The sequence below is a fragment of the Limnoraphis robusta BA-68 BA1 genome (assembly GCF_034932365.1).
Taxonomy (GTDB): domain Bacteria; phylum Cyanobacteriota; class Cyanobacteriia; order Cyanobacteriales; family Microcoleaceae; genus Capilliphycus; species Capilliphycus robustus.
In genome coordinates, this window is the sequence record NZ_JAYGHR010000071.1 from 1 (window position 1) to 21,660 (window position 21,660).

The window sequence follows — 21,660 nt, forward strand, 5'->3', positions numbered from 1 at the left end:
GCCATTAAGGTCTTTTGACGGTTATTAAGTTTGAGTTGGGTCTTGAAGGCTCGTTGCATAGATGTATTCTGTTATCTTACAGATAGTACCGTGTTGTACCATAAATTGTCAACTAAGTTACTGCTCTAATGTATCTCGGTGCAACGGTTTGTCTACCCAAAGCCCCAAACTGTTCGCAATGTCCCTGGAATACCGATTGTCAGGCTCATTTATTCAATTTACAACAGCAAATTCCCATGCGTGAAGCCGCTTCTCCTTTACCCCATAAAATTATCGGCGTTGCCGTCATTTGGAACGAACAGGGACAGATTTTAATTGACAAACGACCCGCAAAAGGACTACTCGGAGGACTTTGGGAATTTCCGGGCGGTAAACTCGAAGCAAACGAAACCCTGGAAGACTGTATTCGGCGAGAAATTCAAGAAGAATTAGCCATTGAAATCGAAGTCGGATCACATTTAATCACGATAGAACACGCCTACACTCATTTTCGCGTTACCCTCAATGTTTATCACTGTCGCCATGTTAGTGGAGAACCTCAACCCCTCGAATGCGATGAAATTCGCTGGGTGACGCTAGATGAAATCGAGCAATTTCCCTTTCCCAAGGCGAATGAAAAGATAATTACAGCCTTGAAAGAAGCGAGAACATCTTAGATTGACCAAAAGGGTAACACTCCACTAACGAACTACTAAACTAATAGTGATAAACAGGTAGGGTGAAATGGAAACAACTGCCTTTATTCGGGGAGGAGTCTACCCAAATTTGACCATAGTGGGCGCGGATAATTCGTTTACACAGCGATAAACCAATACCATAGCCATCTTGAGACTCATCTCGTTCCAGTCTAAAGCGATCTTGAAAAATCCGATCGCGATTTTCTTCAGGAATACCCGGCCCACTATCGCAAATACTGACTTGTATTTTTTGAGTGGTACGATGCAAAATTGACACTTGCAAGCTTCCACCTTTGGGCGTGTACTTGAGTGCATTATCAAGCAGATTGACAATCACCTGTCGAATGCGTTCCTGATCGGCATAGACAAAGGGAATATCACTCGGAATATCGGTTTGGAGTTGCAGAGATTTACTTTGCAACTGACCTTTGAACTCAGCCAAAATCTCCTTGCAGAACTGAGCCAAATCCAGTTGATTCGGTTGCAGCAACAATTTCGCACTCGGGCCGGTTGCCGTTTGCAAAAGATCTGTGATCATTCGATCAATGATCCGGAGCTGGCTACGCGCTTGTTGAACGAGGCGTTCTTTAAAAGCCTGAGTGATCTGAGGTGAGTCTTTCTCTTGAGCCTTTTGAGTCGATGCTAACAGGGTTTCTAAAGCCAGAGAAGCCGCCGTTAGCGGACTACGCAGATCGTGAGCCAGGATTTCTATAATACGGTCTTTAAAGTTCAGTTGTTGAGTCAGTTGCTCTTTTTCCTGCTTGAGACGGAAGACTTCATCACTCAACTTGATCAATTCTGATACATAGGCAACAGAAGTGATGGAGTTGGCATTACTACCAACTTGAGAGACTTGAGGATGAGATTTTTGCTCTGCACAGCAACATTCCTCCAGAGCCAGTTGCCAACGGGGCCACCAATGTTCCAATTGAGCAACCAGATCACTACCCGCTAAGATATGGCGGGGTTCTGGAAAAATCCTGACAATCGCTGGCGTTGCCACCAGTTTAAAATATTCGGCTAGATAGGGCTGTTGTCCCACATCGATCACTTGCAGCTCATAAGCCTCCTCACAATCTAATTTCTCTAGAAATTGGCGGATCTGCCGGATCTGTTCCTTAGAGCTAGGACGCTGGTCGGCAAATAGCAGAAGTTGTAGACACGCTTCTGGGTTAGTCGATTTTTCTGGAAATACCTGCATGAAGTCTGTTTGAAGCAGGGAGTATCTACCGTTTAGGCTGTCTCTCGGATAACAAGAGTTAAGCATTGGCAAAAGTAATTAACTAATAGTTTAATTTAAGATCTCCTTTAGATTCGATCTTTTTAGGAGCTACAGTCGTGGAACGCACACTTAAGGATTAGTTATCTGCCATCCTTGGCTGATCATTCAGTAAGGCAGGCTACCAGTTTAGACACTCACCAGTCACTGGTTATCAGGGTACTGGGTACTGGGTACTGTAAGAGATCATTTGCCCCTAGAGTCTAACTTAAGGGCGCAAATTGTGGGATATTAGGGGTTTGAGACTTCAAGGGGAACGGCGTATGTTCGCAAGTTGGCCGAAAAATCCAGCACTCCAAGTTGTTGTGAAAGCAGCGATCGCATTTTTTGTGATTTGTCTATTCTTAACGCTACATCGCTATTTCAGCTTCTACGCTTCTTATGATCACGGCATTTTTAACCAAGTCTTCTGGAATAACCTGCATGGTCGGTTTTTTCAGAGTTCCCTGTCTTCTGCACTGTCTACGAACGTCGTTCATCAGGGCCAATTTCCCGATGTCTCTTACCATCGCTTAGGTCAGCATTTTACTCCCGCCTTGCTTCTCTGGCTACCGATCTACGCTTTATTTCCCTCGCCAGTCACGTTAATTTTCATCCAAGTCACCCTTGTTACTGCCGCAGGGGTTATTTTATACATTCTAGCCAGACAACATTTAGAACCGCCCTTATCGGCTTGGATCACCGTCAGTTTCTACGCTGCCAACGCCGTAATTGGCCCAACACTCTCCAATTTCCACGATGTCTGTCAAATTCCCCTATTTGTATTTAGTTTGCTGTTGGCGATGGAAAAACGCTGGTGGTGGTTGTTTTGGGTATTGGCTGTTTTTCTGTTAGGGGTACGAGAAGATTCCGGCGTGGTGTTGTTTGGCATCGGTGTGTACCTGATTTTAAGCCAACGTTACCCCAAACAAGGCATTGCAGTTTGTATCCTTAGCTTCGGTTATATGATCTTGCTGACGAATCTGATTATGCCGTTGTTTTCTGAGGATATTTCCCAACGGTTTATGATGGAACGGTTTGGTCAATACGCCGATGGAGAAGAAGCTTCTACTTTAGAGATTATTTGGGGAATTGTCAGTAATCCCTTCCGATTAATTGGCGAAATCTTTACACCATTTTTTGGTACAGTTAAATATTTACTGGGTCAATGGTTGCCTTTAGCCTTTGTTCCGGCTGTTGCTCCCGCCTCTTGGATGATTGCCGGATTTCCCCTCTTAAAACTGTTTATTGCTAAAGGAGATTCCGTTTTAGCGATTACCATTCGTTATGCGATGACCGTTGTTCCCGGATTATTTTATGGTGCTATATTATGGTGGGCAGAGCGACAAAAACAGCATCCAGAACAACAACTTCCCTCCCGCAAATTCAAACGATTTTGGATAGTTTGTATTGGTTTATCTCTATTTTTTACCTTAACTTCCAACCCCAACCGCACCCTTTATTTCTTAATTCCTGACTCAGTTCAACCCTTAGTTTATGTTCCTATTACAAAACAATGGAATCATGTTAAACAATTTCGCCCGTTACTCGCTGAAATTCCCCCCGATGCCAGTGTAGCAGCAACCACTTATCTAATTCCTCAGCTTTCCAGTCGTCGGGAAGTCTTACGGTTTCCTCAATTTGAATTATACAACGATGCGGGAGAATTAGTTAAAATGGAGTATCTAATTCTTGATTTATGGCAAATGCAGCAATATCAAGCCGCCTTTAAACATGAACGAGATAGATTAAAAGAAATCGTTCCTATTTTGAATCAGTTTACCGCCACGAATGAATATGGTATGATTGGGTTTGAAAATGGTGTTGTCTTAATGCAAAAATCAGCCACATCCAATCCTCAAGCGATAGAAGATTGGAATTTGTTTCAAAAAGAGTTAGAACCGATTTTAGCTGAAAATCAATAAAAAATAAATTAATTGTTCTACCATCCGACAATTTACCAGACAAGAAAGGAGGTTTTATGAAGAAGGAAATTGAAAACGAAATGGAAGATGAATTACGTCCAGAGTACGACTTTGCTAAAATGCAGGGGGGAGTCAGAGGTAAATATATTAAACGGTATCGTGAAGGGACAAATTTAGTGCTTTTAGATCCCGATGTTGCTCAAGCTTTTCCCAATGATAAAGCGGTTAATGAAGCCGAAGCGATCGCTTATTCAAATGACTCAACCTCAACACCCTAACGCTTGATTGAAGTAAACACTAAGATGCAGATTAACTTAATTCCGGTATCTAAAGGCATTCCCAATGCCAACAATGTCATAACAGAGGCGATTACTCGTTTTAGAAAACACTTACTGACAGTGATTGTTGTTTGTCCTGAAGATGGATTAGAGTATTTAGGAGAAGAACTGACTCCTGAAAGTATTACACGTGCTGGTATAATGCGGTAATTGTTTTGTTTCGTGAGCCGGGAACTATTGGTCAAATTACAGGCTATATTCAATAAAATGGTATTAACATTAATCTGTCAGGCTCAGGCGGAGGCTATGGAAAGCTATTTATGCAATGCTTAATTCAAAACAATATTCAGCCTTGGTTTCACCCAGTTATACCCGTTTATGATCAATTTTTAAACTGGTCAGGTAAGCTTGATTATTCGGCTTTAGATGAGTTGTCAACCGAGGAGACATTATTGTATTGGAAAAGATTTTTAATTAATGAGATAATTCCTGAGTTTTATACAGAAAGAGTAGGATTATTACTGATGAGTCATCGTACAGGAAGCTGGCAGACATCCTGGCAGGTTGGCGATCAAGAAGAGTATGTAGATCGAAGTCAATTAGAAGCAATACTATCAAATACAGAGTTCTACCGTACTTTTTTAGGTGAGATTGTTAATTTACGAACGTTGAATAATCTCAATATTTCTGACAACCAGGTTAAAATTACTTTAAAAAAACAAATTTATGTGGGTGCAATAACTTGTTTGGAGACTTATTTATCAGACGCTTTTATCAATACAGTTCTATCAAGTAAAGAATATATCAAATCCTTTTTTTCATCATTTAAAGATTTTGAGTCTCAAAAGTTTGCAATGAATGAATTACTTGATTTTGCTGAACAGGCAGAAGACATAGCTAAGAAAAATATGCTGGAGGTTCTTTATCATAACTTACCTAAAGTTAGTAATATGTACAAGGCAACACTCGGCGTTGTGTTTCCGAGTATTGCTGAACTCCAGAAAGATATCTTGGTGAGACATGATATCGTTCATAGAAATGGGAAAACAAAAGAAGGTAAGGAGATTATTCTTAACGATCAATCTGTAGCTGAGGTAATCTCTAGAGTAGAAACTTTTATCAATGAAATTGATGAAAAGTTAAAGGACAAGTAAAATGATCGCGTTTGAGATCGAAAGCGATTTGAGTTTCTACTTCAAGATCATCAGCATCACTATCAGAATATTTCTCAAAATAGTGATGTTGACAAATCATTTGTACTCGTTTATCCTACTGCCAATTTCGTAAACTGGCGCATATAGGGGGATCTATATCCGAGAATAATATCGGACTTAGGTACTCCAGCTTCAATTAACTCATTGGCTATCCCCCTCTCAGTTCCATCTCGTTGAATCCAAATTTTTCCCTCCTTAATCTCAATGTGAATAACACATCCAAATACTCGCTTTTCGCCACGCCATCCTATATGAAACATTAGATAGCGATCGCGTTTGAGATCGAAAGCGATTTGAGTTTCCACTTCAGGATCATCAGCATCACAGTCAGAATATTTCTCAATAACTGACTGAATAAGTTTTCTATATGTCTCTATTTCCATGATACAATTTCCTCTGTAACAGGATTAAATACGAGTAAGTTTAACTGCATTCGGTTTACTGACATTTGAGCTAAACGTCGAGTGAAAAACTCTTCATAAATATCTTCTGGAACTGCTAGATAAAGTATTCTATTGGGTTGTTGCTCCTCTAAAACCACTTTATAGTTCCATGCTTGACCAATAGCAGAATGAAAATCATTAATCAATGAAAGACCTAAAAAACTTTTAATTTATACTGCTATTTTTTGCCCATATCTCTCTGCTCCTAATAACTGATTTTCAGCACCTAAATCCACATATAGCTTATCTTCGTCTATTTTAAGATGCAGAGGATCATCAGTAATTGTCCACCCTTCTTTTTCCAACGCTGAACGTACAACAGCATGAAATAAATCTTTTGCGGACATAGGTGACTTTAGGATGGTTATTTTAATCGTAACACATTCTACGAGGTTGTATTCTTCTTAATTTGTTCAAGGGTAAACTGACTGCAAGGCATTTTGCATCATTTTCCCTTTAAACCGACAGTAAATTAATTCGTTCTATTGTACGTTGATTTTCTTCTGGGGTGCCAACGGTAATGCGTAACCCTCCCCCTGTATGACGAATTAATGTTCCTTGAGACTTGAATTTTTGTTGGATTTGCTGTAAAATAGTATCAGAATCTCCTAACTCTAAAGATTTCGGACGAACATATACAAAATTGGCGTTACTTTGCCAAACTTTTAACTGAGGATGTTGAGTAATCGCATCAATTAATAAACGACGTTGAGCGATTATTTCAGGAATAACGGTTAATAACTCATCTTGATTATTTAACGCAAACTCAGCCGCAATTTGAGAGAAGCTGGGGAGATTATAAGGAAGTCTAACTTTCTCTAAGATAGCAATTAAATCGGAATTGGCGATCGCATAACCCACTCGCAAACCCGCTAACCGAAACGCTTTAGAAAAGGTTCGTAAAATCACCCAATTGGGATGTTGAGGAAGTTCACCCACTAACGTTGTTTGGCTAAACTCAAAATAAGCTTCATCAATAACCACTAAAATTTCTGGGGGTAAGCTTCTTAACCAATTAATTTCTTTTTCTGTTAAGGCATTCGCCGTTGGGGAATTGGGATGAACCACAAACACGACTCGTATTGGCGGGTTTTGGGTTTGTGAAATAGCATTTTGGGCTGCTTCTAAATCCATTTCAAAGTTATTTTCATTTCGCCCAATTTTCACGACTGGAATTCCCAATGTTTCGGCTAAAATTCCATACATCGAAAACGTGGGAGTTGCAACTAAAATTGAACCTTCACCGCCTAAACAGGTTGCAATTAACAACGAGCGAATTAACTCATCCGAACCATTTCCCACACAAAGATTATCGCTATTAACCGGAATTTTAGCATCGGGAATTCCTCGGTTAACATATTGAGCGATCGCGCTTTTTAAGGTAGAATGAGAACCATCCGGGTAACGATTGGTTTCAATTTCATGCTGATACGCCCAAGCCAGTTTTTGTTTTAACTCACAGGGAAGATCATAGGGGCATTCATTGGTATCTAAACGATCTATAATCATCTCAGATGCAACTGGACTCCCAGACTCTCCACCGGGATGAGGTGCATAGGCTTGAAATTGAGCGAGATCGTTACGGATGAAAGGAAGCATAGACTAAAAACAGTGAACAGTTGTGTAGGGCGGGTTCATTACAGTTATCAGTTATCAGTTATCAGTGACCAGTGAAAACAGTTATCAGTTATCAGTTATCATCTGACCTGACACCGACCTTGACACCTGTTCACTGGTAACTGTAAAACTGGTCGCTGTTTAAACCGCCCCTACATTTTTATAAATTATAATCCCTAATCCCCAAAAATGGTTTCTCTTAAACTTGATATTGGTTATCTTCCCACACCGCCTGAATTAGTGACGGCGATGCTTGACAGGTTGAACTTAAACGAGCAAGATGTATTTTATGATCTCGGTTGTGGAGATGGACGAATTGCGATCGCTGCGGCTCAATGCTATGGTGTTAGAGCAGTTGGAATTGATATCGATCCTCAACGGATTCAAGAAGCAAATGAATTTGCTAAAATTGCTGGAGTTAATGATCGCGTAGAATTTCGCTTACAGAATTTATTTGAAAGTGAGATTGGGGAAGCAACAGTGGTTTATGTTTATCTGTTACCTCACCTCAATCTCAAGCTTAAATCTCAGTTTAACCAATTGCAACCCGGAACGTTAATTATTTCACGAGATTTTGAGATGGGAGACTGGAAACCCTTTCAACAGTTTCACATTCAAGGAGTCGAAGAAGAATCAACCTTTTACTGTTGGCGAACTTGACGAAATAACTCGGCTAATTTGTTCGCTTCTGTGGTAATATTATGTTGATGATGAACTCGTTCTGCTCCGTATTTTCCCATTTCTTCGAGTTGTTCACGAGGCATTTCTAGAACAGTTTTCATGGCTGCTGTGAGTGCTTCTATGGAACCTGCGGGAACGAGCCAACCGCTTTTGTTTGGTTCGATTAATTCAGGAATTCCCGCAATATAAGTCGTTAAAGCTGGGCGTCTGAGTGCAAGTGCTTCCATTAAGACTACGGGTAAACCTTCGGCGAAACTGGGTAAAACAAAGGCTTGAGATGCTAATATTTGTTCTCGAACTTCTGCGTTTGTTGCCCAACCTGTAATTTCAATGTAATCTTCCAGATGAAGCTGGCTGATTATCGTTTCTATCTGGGGGCGTATTCCTCCGTCTCCCACAAAGACTAATTTAAACCGAATTCCCTCAGCAGCAAGTTGGCTAGCGGCTTCAACAAGGAGTAAATGACCTTTTTGTTCACTCAAACGTCCGACACAAACAAACCGGGGTTCGTTAGGAATAGCAACAGGAGATTGTTCAAGAAATAGGTGATCAACCCCACAACGAACGACTTTAATTTTAGACCATTGTTTGTAGTCACACCAGCGATAAAGTTGACTTTTTCCAAAAGAACTAATAGCGACAACAAAACTGGCGTTATTGATTTTTTCGGTTAAATTAATTGCTTGAGGTTTATCAAATTCTTCTGGGCCATGAACGGTAAAGCTGTAAGTTGGCCCCCCTAACGCCCGACACAGCATCGCCACAGTGGTGGAATTGGTGCCAAAATGAACATGAATGTGTTCTACATTTGACTCTAAAAGCCATCGTAACAGCACACAGGCTTCTGCAAGATAGATGAGATGATAAAAAATACCGCGTTCTGATTTTTGACCGATTTTAAAAGCCAGTCCGATAGCAGAAAAGAAACGCAGAGGACGACGGATTTTTACCCAGAATACACTCAAGAGTAAACCGATTGCTCCGACATTCAAAATAAATCGGGTTTTAGCCAGTTCTTGTTTATCGGCTTCGTCTACGAGTTCGTCTTCTATGGAGCGAATGGAAAACCGAAAAACTTCTATTCCAGTCGCTTCTACAGCCAATATTTCCCGACGGATAAAACTATGGCTAACTTTGGGATATAGGTTAACGAGGTAGGCTATTTTCATCTATCAATATTTACTCTTTACTGTTGACTGTTAGAGGGCGGGTTTAGGTAGAATATTGGCGAGACAGACAGGCTTTGTGCGGAACCCGCCCCTACGTTGAACCCTACTCTCTGTTAGAGGGCGGGTTGATGTAGAATATTGGCGAGAAATGCAGTATTGTGCGGAACCCGCCCCTACGTTGAACCCTACTCTCTGTTAGAGGGCGGGTTTAGGTAGAATATTGGCGAGACAGACAGGCTTTGTGTGAAACTCGCTTTACGTTGAACCCTACTCTCTGTTAGAGGGCGGGTTTAGGTAGAATATTGGCGAGACAGACAGGCTTTGTGTGAAACTCGCCCCTACGTTGAACCCTACTCTCTGTTAGAGGGCGGGTTTAGGTAGAATATTGGCGAGACAGACAGGCTTTGTGTGAAACTCGCCCCTACTTTGAACTTACTTTGACTTGATCTCGTTCTGTTCTAACCCATTCTTTTTCGCGTTTAACGAGGAAACCGAAATATAAGGGAATTTTCCAAAGGATGTAGAAGGGTACACTCAGTAAAGTCCAACCCGAAATGCGCTCTCGACCATATTTCGCCCAAGCTGCTAAAATGGCGATCAGCATCAGTCCGCCTGCAATAGCGCTGAAGAGAGCAGGTAGCCAGGATAACCCAAAAATTCCGGCTATTATTGCGATGATTGTCACGACTAACCACAACATGACGAGTAGAGATAACGGTGGTACAAATAGATCTAAAGCCATCACGAATAGGTCTAGTCGTTTTTGTTGCAGGGAAGCTTTTAGGAGTCGGGGAACTTGAGTTTGGATGGTTTGTAGATGTCCGTGTTCCCAACGGGTTCTTTGTTTGATGGCGGCTTGTTGTTGTTGGGGCAGAATCCCTGTAACTCGCCCTTGAGGACAGTATAAAGGGGGATGACCTGCGATCGCTAAATCGACTCCAAGCTGCATATCTTCGACAATATTACCACTGGCAACGCTAACTTCACGAATAATTGACCAGGGAAAAGCCATTCCGGTTCCAGTTAAAGCACAGGGAAAATTCAGGCGTTCGAGTCCTTGAGGGCGGACTTGATTTTTGACGAGAAAAGCTAAGGCTGAGATCGAATCTTTGGGAGTCGGTTGCTCAGGAATTTCCATCAAGTATAACGCTTGTACGGGTCTTTGTGTCGCGATCGCTTTTTGGGTAATTTGTTCGAGGGTTCCGGGTTCAACTCGACAGTCTGCATCCACCATGACGACAACTTCAGGCGGGTTTTCAGCTAAAAACTTTAAGCCATAGTCTAAAGCATAGCCTTTTCCGCGTTGATCGAGGCTATGACGTTCGAGAACGGTGACTCCGGTTTGACGAGCAATTTCGGCGGTTTTATCGGTACAATTATCAGCAATGACGACAATTTGATCATTGGTTTTTAATTGAGGTAATAACGGTTCAATTGTCGCGAAAATTCCCAATTCTTCATTATGCGCTGGAATTAAAACAGTAACTTGGGGTTGTAAGTTTTGAGACTTTGATAATTGATTAGATAAAGGGGTGAAAAATGCTAAAACACATTCAAGAAAAAACACTAAAATTGGCATGGACAATCCTAGTGTTATCCCCAATAGGATTATGATGAATAAGTCGCTCACGATTTACCTCGGAATCCGCCTCTGCTTTTAAATTTTATCAGGTAAAATTTCTACTGACAAGATGATAGATTTCGCTGAAAGTTCATCAATACTGTGAATTGAGCGTTTTGCTCCGAAGTATTTAGGCCAGTGGGAGTCAAGAGTAGAGCTTTACAAAAACTTTAATTAAAGCCCAAAAATTTTACAATTTCTTGACATCCGGGGGTAAAAAGCATCACCCAATAGGCTCAGGCTGGGAAGTTTGATCAGGAATTGATCCAGATGCGATCGGCCAAGACTAGGGGATAAAAACAACGAGCCGTGTTGAAATTCTGGCATAAAGGGCTGACGATCGTTAGGGAGAAAGACTATACTGGTTCGGTAGAAATCAACGAATAGTGAGGGCAGCCTGATGCCTGGTTCGGAAGTCAGAGCAGAGGAAATCTCGGATCAAATGTTGAGGATAGCCAAACAGCTCTTGAATAACAATGAGGGTGCAGGTCTCAAATCATTTCTTGAAACAAGGAACAATGCTAATTCAATCGCTTGGCAAATCTGTCACCAGCCTAACGCTACTGACAATTATCAGCTTGAATCTACAGTTACCCGTTCTTGCTCAGAATCAACCTCAGACTTCCCCAGCCAATCAGACAACCAATCCGACTGCGATACCCCAACTCGATGGAACGTATAATCTCGGTACGGGTGATCAACTGCGGCTTGATGTGTTCGGGGTTGACAAGTATAGCGGACAATATCTCGTTTTAACGGATGGAACCCTGAACTTACCAGGAATTGGGACGGTTCAAGTACAAGGACTAACATTACCCCAAGCTCAAGCGAGAATCTCGGAGCGATATGCCGCTTTACTCAAACAGCCCGTTATTACCCTAAGTTTAATCGCCTTTCGTCCGGTACAAGTTGCCATTTCAGGCGAAGTGAACCGTCCAGGGTCTTATCGAATGGCTGGAGTTACAGGTCAAGCCGGAGGCGGTGATGGACAACTTCCCCGAGTCACCCAGGCGATTCAGTTAGCCGGAGGTTTAACTCAAGCGGCGGATTTAAGTCGGATTCAGCTTCGACGGGTTACAGCAACGGGTTCTGTCGTGACGTTGAACCTGGAAGAATTACTCCAACAAGGAAATTTGAGTCAAGACCCGATTTTATTGGATGGGGATAGTCTCTACATTCCAACGGCGGTTAGTATTGATTCGTCGCAAATTCGTCAAATTGTTTCATCGGGTTTAGTTTCTCAAGAGTACGAACCGTTACAAGTGGTCGTCGTCGGACAAGTGTTTCGTCCGGGAGTTTACACCGTTAGTGCAGAAAATGATAACTCAGATCCGCCCACAGTCACCCGAGCGATTCAAATTGCAGGGGGAATTACGAACTTAGCCGATATTCGCAATATTGAAGTGCGTCGGATTACCCGAACCGGTTTACAAACGACTCAAATTAATCTCTGGGAACTCTTGCAATCGGGTGATCCGAATCAAGATCCGTTTTTGCAAGAAGGGGATACGATTATTATTCCCACTGCTTCGGAGATTAATCCGGCGGAGGTCGAAGCCTTGGCGACAGCCAGTTTTGCTCCAGCCACGATTAATGTCAATGTGGTTGGGGAGGTCGTCGATCCTGGTATCTTGCAAGTTCCTCCAAATACGCCTCTCAATCAAGCGATACTTGCGGCGGGGGGATTTGATAGTGTTCGCGCTAGTAAAACAGAGGTAGAATTAATTCGCTTAAAGCCCGATGGTACAGTGATTCGGGAGAACATTATTGTTGATTTAGCCCAGGGAATTAATGACCAAAATAATCCGGTGCTACGGAATAACGATATCGTCGTGGTCAGTCGAAAGGGTTTAACTCGTTTTGCAGATTCCACATCAGAATTTTTCAGACCAGTAAGGGATATTATCACCCTGGGTGCATTTCTGAGATTGTTTGGGGGTAATTAATCATCCGGCTTAACGGGGAAATCTCTCTCTAGAGTCTCTGAGATTGACCATTAGAAAAGCAGATGATCGTCAACAGTTTTGAGAATCTCTAGCATCGCAGCCCCATCAAAAGTGCTGTCATTCAAATATCCACTGATAAGATAGAGTAAGGCTATTTCAAGTTAGGTAATTATGCAGCGTGATACTGTAGCATTCGACTCGGGCGAGCTAAAAGCTTCACAATTTTCTGAGGAGACAGAGGAGACAACGGCTTCGTCTCAGGGTGGGTTAAATCTAGGCCCACTGTTAAGAACGATTCAACGGAAAATCCTGTTAATTGTCGGCCTGACTGGGGCTGCGGGAATGGCAGCGAATCATTATTTGATTCAAGAGCCGACTGCAACTTATCAGGGTCACTTTCAGATGTTAGTTGAACCCGTTAGCTCAACGGATAAATTGGCCGATCCCTTAACATTAACGAGAACCCAGGGAAACCCGAATGAGAATCTGTTTAACCTGGATTATCCCACTCAGTTACAGATTTTGCAAAGTCCAAAAATTTTAGATGAGATTGTCAACCAAGTTCAAGCTGAATATCCTAAGTTTAGCCTCCAAGACATTCAAAAAAACTTAACGGTAGAGCGTTTAGCGGGAGAAAATAAGAGATTTGACGTCACTAAAATCCTGGAAATCAAATATCAAGGTTCCGATCCCGATATCGTTGAACGGGTTTTAGAGGAAACGGCAAAACGATATGAAAAATACAGTGTAGAGGAACGCAGTAGTGGTATTCAGGAAGGCGTTAAATTTATTGATGCTCAACTTCCGGATTTAGAAAAACGGGTCAATAGCTATCAAACTGAACTGCAAAACTTACAACAAGATAACCAACTGGTTAATCCCGAAACTCGCGCTCAGGAATTATATGAACAAATTCAAGTGTTGGAGACTCAAAGTAACGAAGCACAAAGACTACTTCAGGAGTTAAGAACGCAGTACGTTAACTTGCAAGCCCAACTCAATTTTACACCAAATGAAGCTTTAGCTGCATCGGCTTTGAGTGAAGCCCCAAATCGAACTCAGTTGTTGGCAAGTTTAGCAGAAATAGAAAGAGAAATTGCTAAACAATCAGCCGTGTATAACGACAATACACCCGAAATGCAATTGCTCCTCCAGCAACGAGCAAATATACAACAACTCCTCGATCAAGAAACCCAACAAGTCTTAGGAGAAAACTCAGCCAATATCTCCCCTAATTCCTCTGTTTTAGGATTTCAAAGTTCAATTCGTCAGCAATTAATTTCCCAGCTTGTTGACGTGAGTAATCAAATAGAAATGCTAGAAGTGCGTCTAGCAGGACTGCAAGAATCCCAGTCTAGATTTGAGCGACAAGCTCAAGTTCTTCCGAGCATTTCTCGTCGATATGCCGAGCTACAACAAAAACTAGAATTAGCCAACGGAAACCTGAAGCGATTTTTAGAACAACGGGAAAAGTTACTACTAGAATCTGCTCAAGATAACGTACCTTGGCAAGTGATTTCTCGGCCTCAAATTGAGGAAACGATAGAAGATAACAGTCAACAAACCCTAATGATGGGTATAGTTGGAGGCTTAGTGGCGGGGCTGGTATTGGCGATTTTACTGGAAAAACTTCAAAATATTTTCTACACGATTGACGATCTAAAAGGATCAGTAAAACATCCGATGTTAGGGATTATTCCCCGTCAAAAAAGAAAATCTGTTTTTGAGTTATTTAGCAATTCTCAACAGAAACAGTCTCGATTTATGGATGCTTTTGATGTCCTTTATGCTAATGTCCGTTTTCTGTATGGGGATTCTTCTTTACGTTCTTTGGCAGTGTGTTCAGCCGAATCTGGAGACGGAAAATCCACCGTTGCTTTACACTTAGCCCAAACAATCGCCAGTATGGGGCAGAAAGTGTTAATTGTCGATGCTAATTTACGTCATCCTCAACTGCATCAAAGCTTAGGCTTACCCAATCAAAAAGGACTCAGCAATCTTCTCACCGATAACCGCATTGCTCCGAGTATTCTCATCCAACAGTCGCAGATGGCGGATAACCTGTTTGCTCTGACCGCCGGGACTCCCACAGCCGCCGCGATTAAGTTGTTAGGTTCGGCTCAGATGCGGCATATCGTTGATGAATTGCAAAAAACCTTCGACCTGGTAATTTACGATACTCCTCAACTGCGAGACTACACTGATGCCAGTTTCTTATCCGGACATCTGGATGGTCTGCTCTTAGTAGTGGGAATTGCTAAAACCCATCAATCCGTCACTAAAGACGTATTAGCTCAACTCGACAAGTTTCATCTCCCCTGTCTAGGTGTGGTGGCGAACCACGCCAAGAAGGGTCAAGCCTCCACAAACCCTCCTTACTTATTGCAAACGATGCCTGTCCACAAAACAGAAGAGGTTGAGCAGTTAATTTGATCTCAATCGAACCTGAATTCAAAGATGGCTCAGACTCAACTGATCAACCCGTCAAAATCTCTTCTGTCCCGTTTATTACGACTAAGAAGGTTGACATCCTCTCCTCCCTTTAGGGAGAAGATTCCTCACCACGCCACCTTTAACGGGTGGTCGCTGAATGGGGTTGACGCTTCTCAGGACGCTGCTTCAATAACCGGAGTCTTATGCCTTCCTCCACGTCCGTTTCAAGTCTCAGAATGTCCTCCCGCGACTATTAACAAATCTTGTTTTTGTTTGTCTGTGTCTTCAAGTTTGATTTTCTCATTGACTTTAAGACTTCCCTTGTTCTGCCCTCAACTAAAGGAGTTCCAACCTAATCTTCTATTCTGTAGTATTTATGGGACAAGGCGGGTTTTTCAACCTCTTTGATTTTACCATAAAAGTCGCCCTTAAGGGCGAGGCTTGTATCCCAATTTTTTGGTCATCTGCTTATGAAACTTTTGTCTGATCAAGCTCCACAAGACCCGCAAATCAAGAACAAATTTCAAACCAAGTCTGACGGTAACAGGCTAGCCTCTGGAGAATTCCAGTCAACTTTTAAGTCGTATACTCGGCGTTAATTTTCACGTAGTCATAGCTCAAGTCACATCCCCAAGCTTTTCCGACACCCGAACCGGAACCCAACTGCACTTGAATCAAAACCGTATCACTCTTGAGATATTCCCCGGCGGCGGCTCGCTTCAAATACTCACTGGCGGCGGCTCGTTCAAAGGGTAGAGGTTGACCGTTTTCCATTAAAACAAAATCACCCAATTGAATTCGCAATTCTTCTTGCTTGAAACTCACCCCGGCACGTCCGGCGGCGGCGGCAATTCGTCCCCAATTCGGATCACGGCCAAAAATGGCTGATTTCACCAGGGATGAACCCACAATAGTTTTTGCCACTTGACTTGCTGCGGCTTCATCGGATGCTCCAGTGACTTGCACTTCAATCAAACAAGTCGCCCCTTCCCCGTCCCGAGCGACGGCTTTCGCTAAATGTTCACAAACCGTCGTCAACATCGCTTCGAGTTGATCGGCTTCCGGCCCTCTACCCGTAATCGCCGGGGTGCGAGATTGACCATTGGCTAAAGCAATCAAAGTATCATTGGTGCTGGTATCGCCATCAACGGTAATTTGATTAAAGCTGCGATTGGCGGCTCGACTCAACATTTCTTGCCACAAGGGAGGCGACACCGCCGCATCACAAGTCACAAATGCCAACATCGTCGCCATATTCGGGTGAATCATCCCAGACCCTTTAGAAATCCCCCCAATGCGAACCGGGCGATCGCCAAACATCGTTTCTAGGGCGATAGATTTTGTAACTAAATCGGTCGTAATAATTGCACGAGCGGCTGCATCCCCGCCTGTCTCGGAAGCTTGCGCCACTAGCTCAGGAATAGCAGCTTTGAGAGCATCCATTTTAATGCGCTGACCGATTACCCCTGTTGAAGCGAGTAAAACCGATTCCGGGTCAATATTCAAGGCTTGAGCGAGGACTTGAGCGCTTTCAACGGCATCTACGCAACCCTGTTCTCCTGTAGCGGCATTCGCTTGTCCTGCGTTGCACAAAATGGCTCTAGCGCCAAGTCGTGCTTGCAGTTGCTGACGGCAATAATCGACACAGGCGGCTCGGACTTGAGAAGTCGTAAACACTCCTGCCGCGATCGCATCAACCTCCGATAAGATTAAAGCCAAATCCGGCGCTCCCGATGGTTTCAATCCTGCTACGATTCCAGAGGCTTTGTATCCTCTCGGTGCCGTTATCCCCCCTGAAATCTCAGTCCAATCTGACATGGTTTCCCCTTTCTCTGTCGCTTCCAACAGAGGCGATTAGCGTTTCAAGCCCCATATTATACAGTGAACAGTGAACAGTTATCAGCGCAAACTTGCGACGGGCGCGGTTTCCGCCAGAAGCACAGTTTGTAAGAGAGTGACCAGGGAACAGGTTACAGGTTACAGGTTACAGGGAATATTCATAATTGATAACTTTGACACTCCCACGCCTTAAAAGGCGGGGATTCTTGGTTCAGCGAGTCCACTTAATATAAATAAGTTTCCTTATTTATACCAGAGACGGATCTCTCCCCAAACGTTTTACTCCATTCCAGAAGCCTGTTTCCGAATGCCCTTCGGTACAGTTTGAAACCCTAAAAAAACTCTTGGTTTCTCTGGTACTTGGTGCTTGTACGCGCAGCGTTGCCGCAGGCTAGTTTTTACCTTCTCAAGCGTTCCTGAGAAGAACCCCATAACTTCAGTTTTCAAGGTTCGTTGCCTTTTCGGCGACTGGGTTTTTCGCGTGGTTGATTACCCTTTCCACGTCTATAATTCTAACATAAAAGTCGCCCTAAAGGACGAGGCTTGTATCCCAGTTTTTCGGTCATTAAAATCCCCACTATAGCAGGTGCTACGGTGGGGCGATTGGGGTTTAATTGTACACAAAGCAATCTCTTGTGGAGGTTTAACTAACTCATTGAGGCGTTGCTACGGTCATAGCTGGTGCGGAAGTTTTCGGTGGGCTTCCCTTGAATTGTGCTGTGATAGTCACCGACTTCTATACCCACTTCGTCAGCAACCCGATTGAGCATAGCTTGTTGACGATTTTTAACCATCTGGTGATGACGCATCATTAAAGAACGAGCCTGATCTTGAGTACCCATTTTGATTGCTCTCCTAAATTTTTAATGAATCTTGATTTTTTCTTAAAGAATTGTCAGGGATTCTCAGAATAACCCTAGCTCACCCTTAGCTCATCGAAGCATTGCTGCGATCATAGTTTTGGCTGAAGGTGGGGTGGGGTTTTCCTTGAATGTGATTCCAGTAGTCTCCGGCTTCTAAACCGACTTCGGCGGCGGCTCGATTTAGCATCGACTGCTGACGGTTTTTAATGATCTGGTGATGACGGATCATCAACGCTCTGGCTTGGTCTTCAGTACCCATTTCTCTACTCCTCTTTTGGGGTTCAGTTCTGTCTGATGAGTCTGCTTCTTTGACTCACCTTTTTATCATAAACCATAATTCTGTAGTCTATTTTACAAAATAAGCTATATTTACAATTCTTTACATAACTTTACATCAACAGGAGACAAACAGGATGAGTCCCTACCCTAGAGACGGATAGGGATTTCCCCGACATTTGATCTCAACCCGAGTTAGAACAGCGGTCTATAGACATGGAAATCAATATTGGGGAAAATATTGTCAATCGCTTCGACCTTCTGCAACCAACCGGAGTCAATTTTTCCCTGAAGAACATCCTCAAACAGCTTATTAAAGCGCATCAGATGAGATTTAGTCCGTCGCTCCGCATAGGGCACCATCGTTCCGGTACTCATAATAAACGCCCAGTCCGAAGATTGAGCTAAGAGCAATTCTCGTGCAGCTTGGTTGAGGGCGCGGCGTTCGAGTTCATCAGTCGGTTCTCGACAAGCCATCGTAACCATGCGTTCAGCCGCTTTGTGGAGGTGGGGATAAATCCAACTATTGGTATGATTGAGCCAATATTCATGGAACCCTTTGTAGCCCCAACTCGACTGAGCGGGTTTGCAAACTTGGTTGGTGGGGTATTTTTTCAGATAATCCGCTAAGTGAATCATCCCATAGGTTTTTTGATCGAACCAAGTCTTGCGGAATAAACAATCCAAGAACCAGGGGCCTTCATACCACCAATGTCCGAACAGTTCTGCATCATAGGGCGAGACAATCACTGGAGGACGCTGCATAATACTGTAGAGATGCTCAACTTGCTGTTCTCGGTTCTGCATGAAATTTCCGGCGTGTTCAACCGTTTTTTCTCGCGCCCAATAGGGATCGTATAATTCTTTTTCCGACAGCGCTACTCCACGACCTGTAATTTTGTGATATTTAATGCCTGTATTTTTGCGCTGACCATTCGGCATAATATAAGGCTTAATATATTCATACTCAGCTTCCCAACCCAAATCTTTGTAGAATTCCCGATATTCCGGCGCACCCGGATAGCCGACTTCCGAAGACCACACCTGCTGAGAAGATTCATGATCCCGTGCAAATACCGCCACGCCAGATTCCGTAAAAATGGGGGTGTAGGTGCCAAAACGGGGACGAGGACGAGCGTAGAGAATCCCGTGACAATCGGTGAGAAAATAGCGTAAACCTGCATCGGCGATTTGTCTATCTAAACCATCAAAGTAGGCGCATTCAGGTAGCCATATTCCCCTTGGGGGACAGCCAAAATTTTCCTCATAATGTTCACAGGCGACTTTGATTTGCGCCCAAACCGCCTGGGGGTACATTTTCATTAAGGGTAAATAACCATGAGTTGCCCCGCAGGTGATAATCTCTAGGTTATTGGTGTCTTGAAATTGCTTAAAGGCTGTAATCAGGTCTCCCTGATAGCGTTCCCAGAGTTCTCGAACCTCAATAAATTCCTGGATGTAATGTTCAGCTAAGTAGCGGACATGACCATTGTGTTTGTTGCGTACAACTTCCTGTTCGACGAGTTGTTGGAGTTGGGCGAGATGCTTGTCAAAACGGTCTTGGAGAAGGGGATCACGTAACATTGACACCAAGGGAGGCGTCAAACTCATGGTCATTTTAAAATCAACCCCATCCCGTTTTAACCCTTCAAACATTTTGATGAGCGGGACATAGGTTTCTGAGATCGCTTCAAATAGCCATTCTTCCTCTAAGACATAATCGCTCTCTGGATGTCGGACAAAAGGCAGATGAGCATGAAGAACCAGAGCGAGATAGCCAATAGCCATAATGATTTAACTTGAATAGAGAGAAAACAGATAGGGGCTTGCTGACAACTTTACAATATCTTAGGATTTTAAAGCGAAACATGAACACAGCGATAATAATGATTCGGATGTCTGATCCCCGGATTGGTGTTTTTGTTCTCAAATTCCTTAAGCAGAGGAGACAGAATGTAGTAATATTCGCGGTTGTGACTTCTGACTCCTCTATTGTTCAATGAGTGACAGGTGACGCTCAAAACACGATAAGGCTATCTCCTGTGTTGCTGGGTGAGTAGCGATCGCTTCGTCACCAATTGTATCAATCAACATTGTGTCAAAACCGCCCCTAACTGTTTATGGGTCACAGTTGTTGATTCGCCAATGTTCAGAATATCATTAGTTGGGTCAAGGGTGGCAATTTTTCTCGTTTGATGGGACTACGCCAGATCGAATAATAATATTTCAGCCTCTTCTGTTGCTTCTAGGGTGATTTGGCTTTGATCGCTGATGGCTAGTCCATCCCCTGATTTTAAGGTTATATCATTGACTAGGAGTTCACCTCGAAGCACTTGAACCCAAGCATGGCGTTGGGGGGCGAGGTCATAGAAAAGGCGTTCACTTTTCGATAAAATAGCCGCAGATAAGTTAACATCCTGATGGATTTTCAGTGATCCGTTTTCAGGGTTTGAAGCTGCAATCTGTTGAAATTGACCGGGAGTTTCTAACAGGTTAAACGCTTTTTGTTCATAACTGGGGGGGAGTCCGATTTGGTTGGGAAGTATCCAAATTTGCACAAAATGAGCGGGTTCAGTTTTAGAGGCGTTAAATTCACTATGAAGAATACCTGTTCCTGCACTCATGCGTTGAACTTCTCCTCGATGAATGATTGCGCTTGTTCCGGTGCTATCTTGATGTTCGAGTGATCCTTCTAAGACATAGGTGAGAATTTCCATGTCTCGATGTCCGTGTGTATCAAACCCGGCGCCGGGACTGACTCGATCTTCGTTAATCACTCGTAAGGCGCGAAAGCCCATGTGTTTGGGGTCATAATAGTTGCCAAAAGAGAAGGTATGATAACTGTTTAACCATCCAAAGTTTGCTTGTCCTCTTTCGGTTGATTTTCTAAGGGTAATCATGCTGAAAAACTCCTGAAATTTGTTGATAAAAATCTTGTTTATATTTTGAGGATAGATCAAATCAGGGTAAACTGTGAAGTAGGCACTTGAATGTAAGATTGTATCTAAAAAGTAACTATGCAAGCTCCTCAAGAACAGTCTAAGAAAGAAAATTGTCCGGCTGAGACGACGTTAGCGTTGATTAATGGACGCTGGAAATTGTTGATTTTGCGAGAGTTATTTTCCGGGGTGAAGCGGTTTAATCAACTTCAGCGATCGCTAACGGGAGTGACTCAAAAAATGTTAACACAACACCTGCGAGAAATGGAAGCAGATGGTCTTGTGTATCGAAAAGTTTATCCAGAAATTCCGCCGAAAGTTGAATATTCGCTCACCTCAACAGGAGAAAGTCTAAAACCCTTAATTGAGAAGATGCACGAATGGGGAATTGAGAAGTCAGAAGTCAGAAGTCAGAAGTCAGAAGTCAGAAGTTTAGAATTGCCACATGAGATCTAGGAAGATTGCCTATTCCCGACTCCCT

Annotated in this window: 19 protein-coding genes and 1 pseudogene; 9 read left to right on the forward strand and 11 right to left on the reverse strand. The window is 43.0% G+C overall.

What is annotated here, in order from left to right:
* Positions 1–236 precede the first annotated feature (236 nt).
* A complete protein-coding gene (mutT, locus tag VB836_RS19835; protein WP_456085765.1) occupies positions 237–656 on the forward strand; it encodes an 8-oxo-dGTP diphosphatase MutT in 420 nt (139 codons plus the stop codon).
* Positions 657–696: 40 nt separating this feature from the next.
* On the opposite strand, the gene VB836_RS19840 is transcribed toward mutT, so the two are convergent.
* Complete coding sequence (locus tag VB836_RS19840; protein ID WP_323221967.1) at positions 697–1,878, reverse strand: histidine kinase; 1,182 nt, start codon at positions 1,876–1,878, stop codon at positions 697–699.
* Positions 1,879–2,219: 341 nt separating this feature from the next.
* On the opposite strand from VB836_RS19840, the gene VB836_RS19845 reads away from it, so the two are divergent.
* The 4 genes from VB836_RS19845 to VB836_RS19860 all read left to right on the forward strand — a co-directional run bounded on the left by VB836_RS19845 (position 2,220) and on the right by VB836_RS19860 (position 5,292).
* Positions 2,220–3,860, forward strand: a complete 1,641-nt coding sequence (locus VB836_RS19845; protein WP_323221848.1) for a DUF2079 domain-containing protein — start codon at positions 2,220–2,222, stop codon at positions 3,858–3,860.
* Between the two features lie 56 nt (positions 3,861–3,916).
* Complete coding sequence (locus VB836_RS19850) at positions 3,917–4,138, forward strand: hypothetical protein (RefSeq protein ID WP_323221850.1); 222 nt, start codon at positions 3,917–3,919, stop codon at positions 4,136–4,138.
* Positions 4,139–4,162: 24 nt separating this feature from the next.
* Positions 4,163–4,348, forward strand: a complete 186-nt coding sequence (locus VB836_RS19855) for a hypothetical protein (protein ID WP_323221852.1) — start codon at positions 4,163–4,165, stop codon at positions 4,346–4,348.
* Between the two features lie 110 nt (positions 4,349–4,458).
* Entirely contained in the window at positions 4,459–5,292 is an 834-nt protein-coding gene (locus VB836_RS19860) for a hypothetical protein (protein ID WP_323221854.1), read from the forward strand.
* A 110-nt stretch (positions 5,293–5,402) separates the two neighbouring features.
* Here the strand turns inward: VB836_RS19860 and VB836_RS19865 are convergent, their stop codons facing one another.
* From VB836_RS19865 to VB836_RS19875, 3 genes and pseudogenes are all read right to left on the reverse strand, one after another.
* Entirely contained in the window at positions 5,403–5,735 is a 333-nt protein-coding gene (locus VB836_RS19865) for a XisI protein (RefSeq protein ID WP_046277712.1), read from the reverse strand.
* A pseudogene (locus VB836_RS19870) lies at positions 5,726–6,142 on the reverse strand (XisH family protein). The gene VB836_RS19865 and the pseudogene VB836_RS19870 overlap by 10 nt, the downstream one beginning before the upstream one ends.
* Before the next feature lie 109 nt (positions 6,143–6,251).
* Positions 6,252–7,394 carry a histidinol-phosphate transaminase gene (locus tag VB836_RS19875; RefSeq protein WP_323221856.1) on the reverse strand — a complete coding sequence of 381 codons (1,143 nt, stop codon included), beginning with the start codon at positions 7,392–7,394 and terminating at the stop codon, positions 6,252–6,254.
* Between the two features lie 207 nt (positions 7,395–7,601).
* Between VB836_RS19875 and VB836_RS19880 the strand changes: the two genes are divergently transcribed.
* Positions 7,602–8,072 (forward strand): SAM-dependent methyltransferase, encoded by a 471-nt coding sequence (locus VB836_RS19880; RefSeq protein ID WP_323221858.1) that lies wholly within the window; start codon positions 7,602–7,604, stop codon positions 8,070–8,072.
* Here the strand turns inward: VB836_RS19880 and VB836_RS19885 are convergent.
* Both VB836_RS19885 and VB836_RS19890 read right to left on the reverse strand, forming a co-directional pair.
* The gene (locus VB836_RS19885; RefSeq protein WP_323221860.1) at positions 8,054–9,262 is read right to left on the reverse strand and encodes a glycosyltransferase; all 1,209 of its coding nucleotides are present in this window, start codon (positions 9,260–9,262) and stop codon (positions 8,054–8,056) included. The genes VB836_RS19880 and VB836_RS19885 overlap by 19 nt on opposite strands.
* Before the next feature lie 421 nt (positions 9,263–9,683).
* Positions 9,684–10,841 (reverse strand): glycosyltransferase family 2 protein, encoded by a 1,158-nt coding sequence (locus tag VB836_RS19890; RefSeq protein WP_323221861.1) that lies wholly within the window; start codon positions 10,839–10,841, stop codon positions 9,684–9,686.
* A gap of 560 nt (positions 10,842–11,401) precedes the next feature.
* Between VB836_RS19890 and VB836_RS19895 the strand changes: the two genes are divergently transcribed.
* Both VB836_RS19895 and VB836_RS19900 read left to right on the forward strand, forming a co-directional pair.
* Positions 11,402–12,829 (forward strand): SLBB domain-containing protein, encoded by a 1,428-nt coding sequence (locus VB836_RS19895; RefSeq protein ID WP_323221863.1) that lies wholly within the window; start codon positions 11,402–11,404, stop codon positions 12,827–12,829.
* Between the two features lie 171 nt (positions 12,830–13,000).
* The gene (locus VB836_RS19900) at positions 13,001–15,262 is read left to right on the forward strand and encodes a GumC family protein (protein ID WP_323221865.1); all 2,262 of its coding nucleotides are present in this window, start codon (positions 13,001–13,003) and stop codon (positions 15,260–15,262) included.
* Positions 15,263–15,838: 576 nt separating this feature from the next.
* Here VB836_RS19900 and argJ read toward each other — a convergent pair.
* The 5 genes from argJ to VB836_RS19925 all read right to left on the reverse strand — a co-directional run bounded on the left by argJ (position 15,839) and on the right by VB836_RS19925 (position 21,140).
* The gene (gene argJ, locus VB836_RS19905) at positions 15,839–17,080 is read right to left on the reverse strand and encodes a bifunctional ornithine acetyltransferase/N-acetylglutamate synthase (RefSeq protein ID WP_323221867.1); all 1,242 of its coding nucleotides are present in this window, start codon (positions 17,078–17,080) and stop codon (positions 15,839–15,841) included.
* A 668-nt stretch (positions 17,081–17,748) separates the two neighbouring features.
* On the reverse strand, positions 17,749–17,943 hold the full coding sequence (locus tag VB836_RS19910; RefSeq protein WP_046281246.1) for a hypothetical protein: 195 nt from the start codon (positions 17,941–17,943) through the stop codon (positions 17,749–17,751).
* 85 nt (positions 17,944–18,028) lie between these two features.
* Positions 18,029–18,223, reverse strand: a complete 195-nt coding sequence (locus tag VB836_RS19915; protein ID WP_046281245.1) for a hypothetical protein — start codon at positions 18,221–18,223, stop codon at positions 18,029–18,031.
* Positions 18,224–18,435: 212 nt separating this feature from the next.
* A complete protein-coding gene (locus VB836_RS19920) occupies positions 18,436–20,028 on the reverse strand; it encodes a glycoside hydrolase family 57 protein (RefSeq protein WP_323221870.1) in 1,593 nt (530 codons plus the stop codon).
* Between the two features lie 413 nt (positions 20,029–20,441).
* Positions 20,442–21,140 carry a pirin family protein gene (locus tag VB836_RS19925; protein ID WP_323221873.1) on the reverse strand — a complete coding sequence of 233 codons (699 nt, stop codon included), beginning with the start codon at positions 21,138–21,140 and terminating at the stop codon, positions 20,442–20,444.
* A 117-nt stretch (positions 21,141–21,257) separates the two neighbouring features.
* On the opposite strand from VB836_RS19925, the gene VB836_RS19930 reads away from it, so the two are divergent.
* Positions 21,258–21,635, forward strand: a complete 378-nt coding sequence (locus tag VB836_RS19930) for a winged helix-turn-helix transcriptional regulator (RefSeq protein ID WP_046281242.1) — start codon at positions 21,258–21,260, stop codon at positions 21,633–21,635.
* Positions 21,636–21,660 lie beyond the last annotated feature (25 nt).

Bases quoted from the DNA above. Each gene is read 5' to 3' on its own strand.
- VB836_RS19865 (WP_046277712.1), bottom strand. From the start codon at position 5,735: ATGGAAATAGAGACATATAGAAAACTTATTCAGTCAGTTATTGAGAAA.
- VB836_RS19900 (WP_323221865.1), top strand. From the start codon at position 13,001: ATGCAGCGTGATACTGTAGCATTCGACTCGGGCGAGCTAAAAGCTTCA.
- VB836_RS19930 (WP_046281242.1), top strand. From the start codon at position 21,258: ATGCAAGCTCCTCAAGAACAGTCTAAGAAAGAAAATTGTCCGGCTGAG.
- VB836_RS19925 (WP_323221873.1), bottom strand. From the start codon at position 21,140: ATGATTACCCTTAGAAAATCAACCGAAAGAGGACAAGCAAACTTTGGA.
- VB836_RS19910 (WP_046281246.1), bottom strand. From the start codon at position 17,943: ATGGGTACTCAAGATCAGGCTCGTTCTTTAATGATGCGTCATCACCAG.
- VB836_RS19855 (WP_323221852.1), top strand. From the start codon at position 4,163: ATGCAGATTAACTTAATTCCGGTATCTAAAGGCATTCCCAATGCCAAC.
- VB836_RS19915 (WP_046281245.1), bottom strand. From the start codon at position 18,223: ATGGGTACTGAAGACCAAGCCAGAGCGTTGATGATCCGTCATCACCAG.
- VB836_RS19840 (WP_323221967.1), bottom strand. From the start codon at position 1,878: ATGCAGGTATTTCCAGAAAAATCGACTAACCCAGAAGCGTGTCTACAA.
- VB836_RS19895 (WP_323221863.1), top strand. From the start codon at position 11,402: ATGCTAATTCAATCGCTTGGCAAATCTGTCACCAGCCTAACGCTACTG.
- mutT (WP_456085765.1), top strand. From the start codon at position 237: ATGCGTGAAGCCGCTTCTCCTTTACCCCATAAAATTATCGGCGTTGCC.
- VB836_RS19850 (WP_323221850.1), top strand. From the start codon at position 3,917: ATGAAGAAGGAAATTGAAAACGAAATGGAAGATGAATTACGTCCAGAG.
- VB836_RS19920 (WP_323221870.1), bottom strand. From the start codon at position 20,028: ATGGCTATTGGCTATCTCGCTCTGGTTCTTCATGCTCATCTGCCTTTT.
- VB836_RS19860 (WP_323221854.1), top strand. From the start codon at position 4,459: ATGCAATGCTTAATTCAAAACAATATTCAGCCTTGGTTTCACCCAGTT.
- VB836_RS19880 (WP_323221858.1), top strand. From the start codon at position 7,602: ATGGTTTCTCTTAAACTTGATATTGGTTATCTTCCCACACCGCCTGAA.
- argJ (WP_323221867.1), bottom strand. From the start codon at position 17,080: ATGTCAGATTGGACTGAGATTTCAGGGGGGATAACGGCACCGAGAGGA.
- VB836_RS19885 (WP_323221860.1), bottom strand. From the start codon at position 9,262: ATGAAAATAGCCTACCTCGTTAACCTATATCCCAAAGTTAGCCATAGT.
- VB836_RS19875 (WP_323221856.1), bottom strand. From the start codon at position 7,394: ATGCTTCCTTTCATCCGTAACGATCTCGCTCAATTTCAAGCCTATGCA.
- VB836_RS19845 (WP_323221848.1), top strand. From the start codon at position 2,220: ATGTTCGCAAGTTGGCCGAAAAATCCAGCACTCCAAGTTGTTGTGAAA.
- VB836_RS19890 (WP_323221861.1), bottom strand. From the start codon at position 10,841: ATGCCAATTTTAGTGTTTTTTCTTGAATGTGTTTTAGCATTTTTCACC.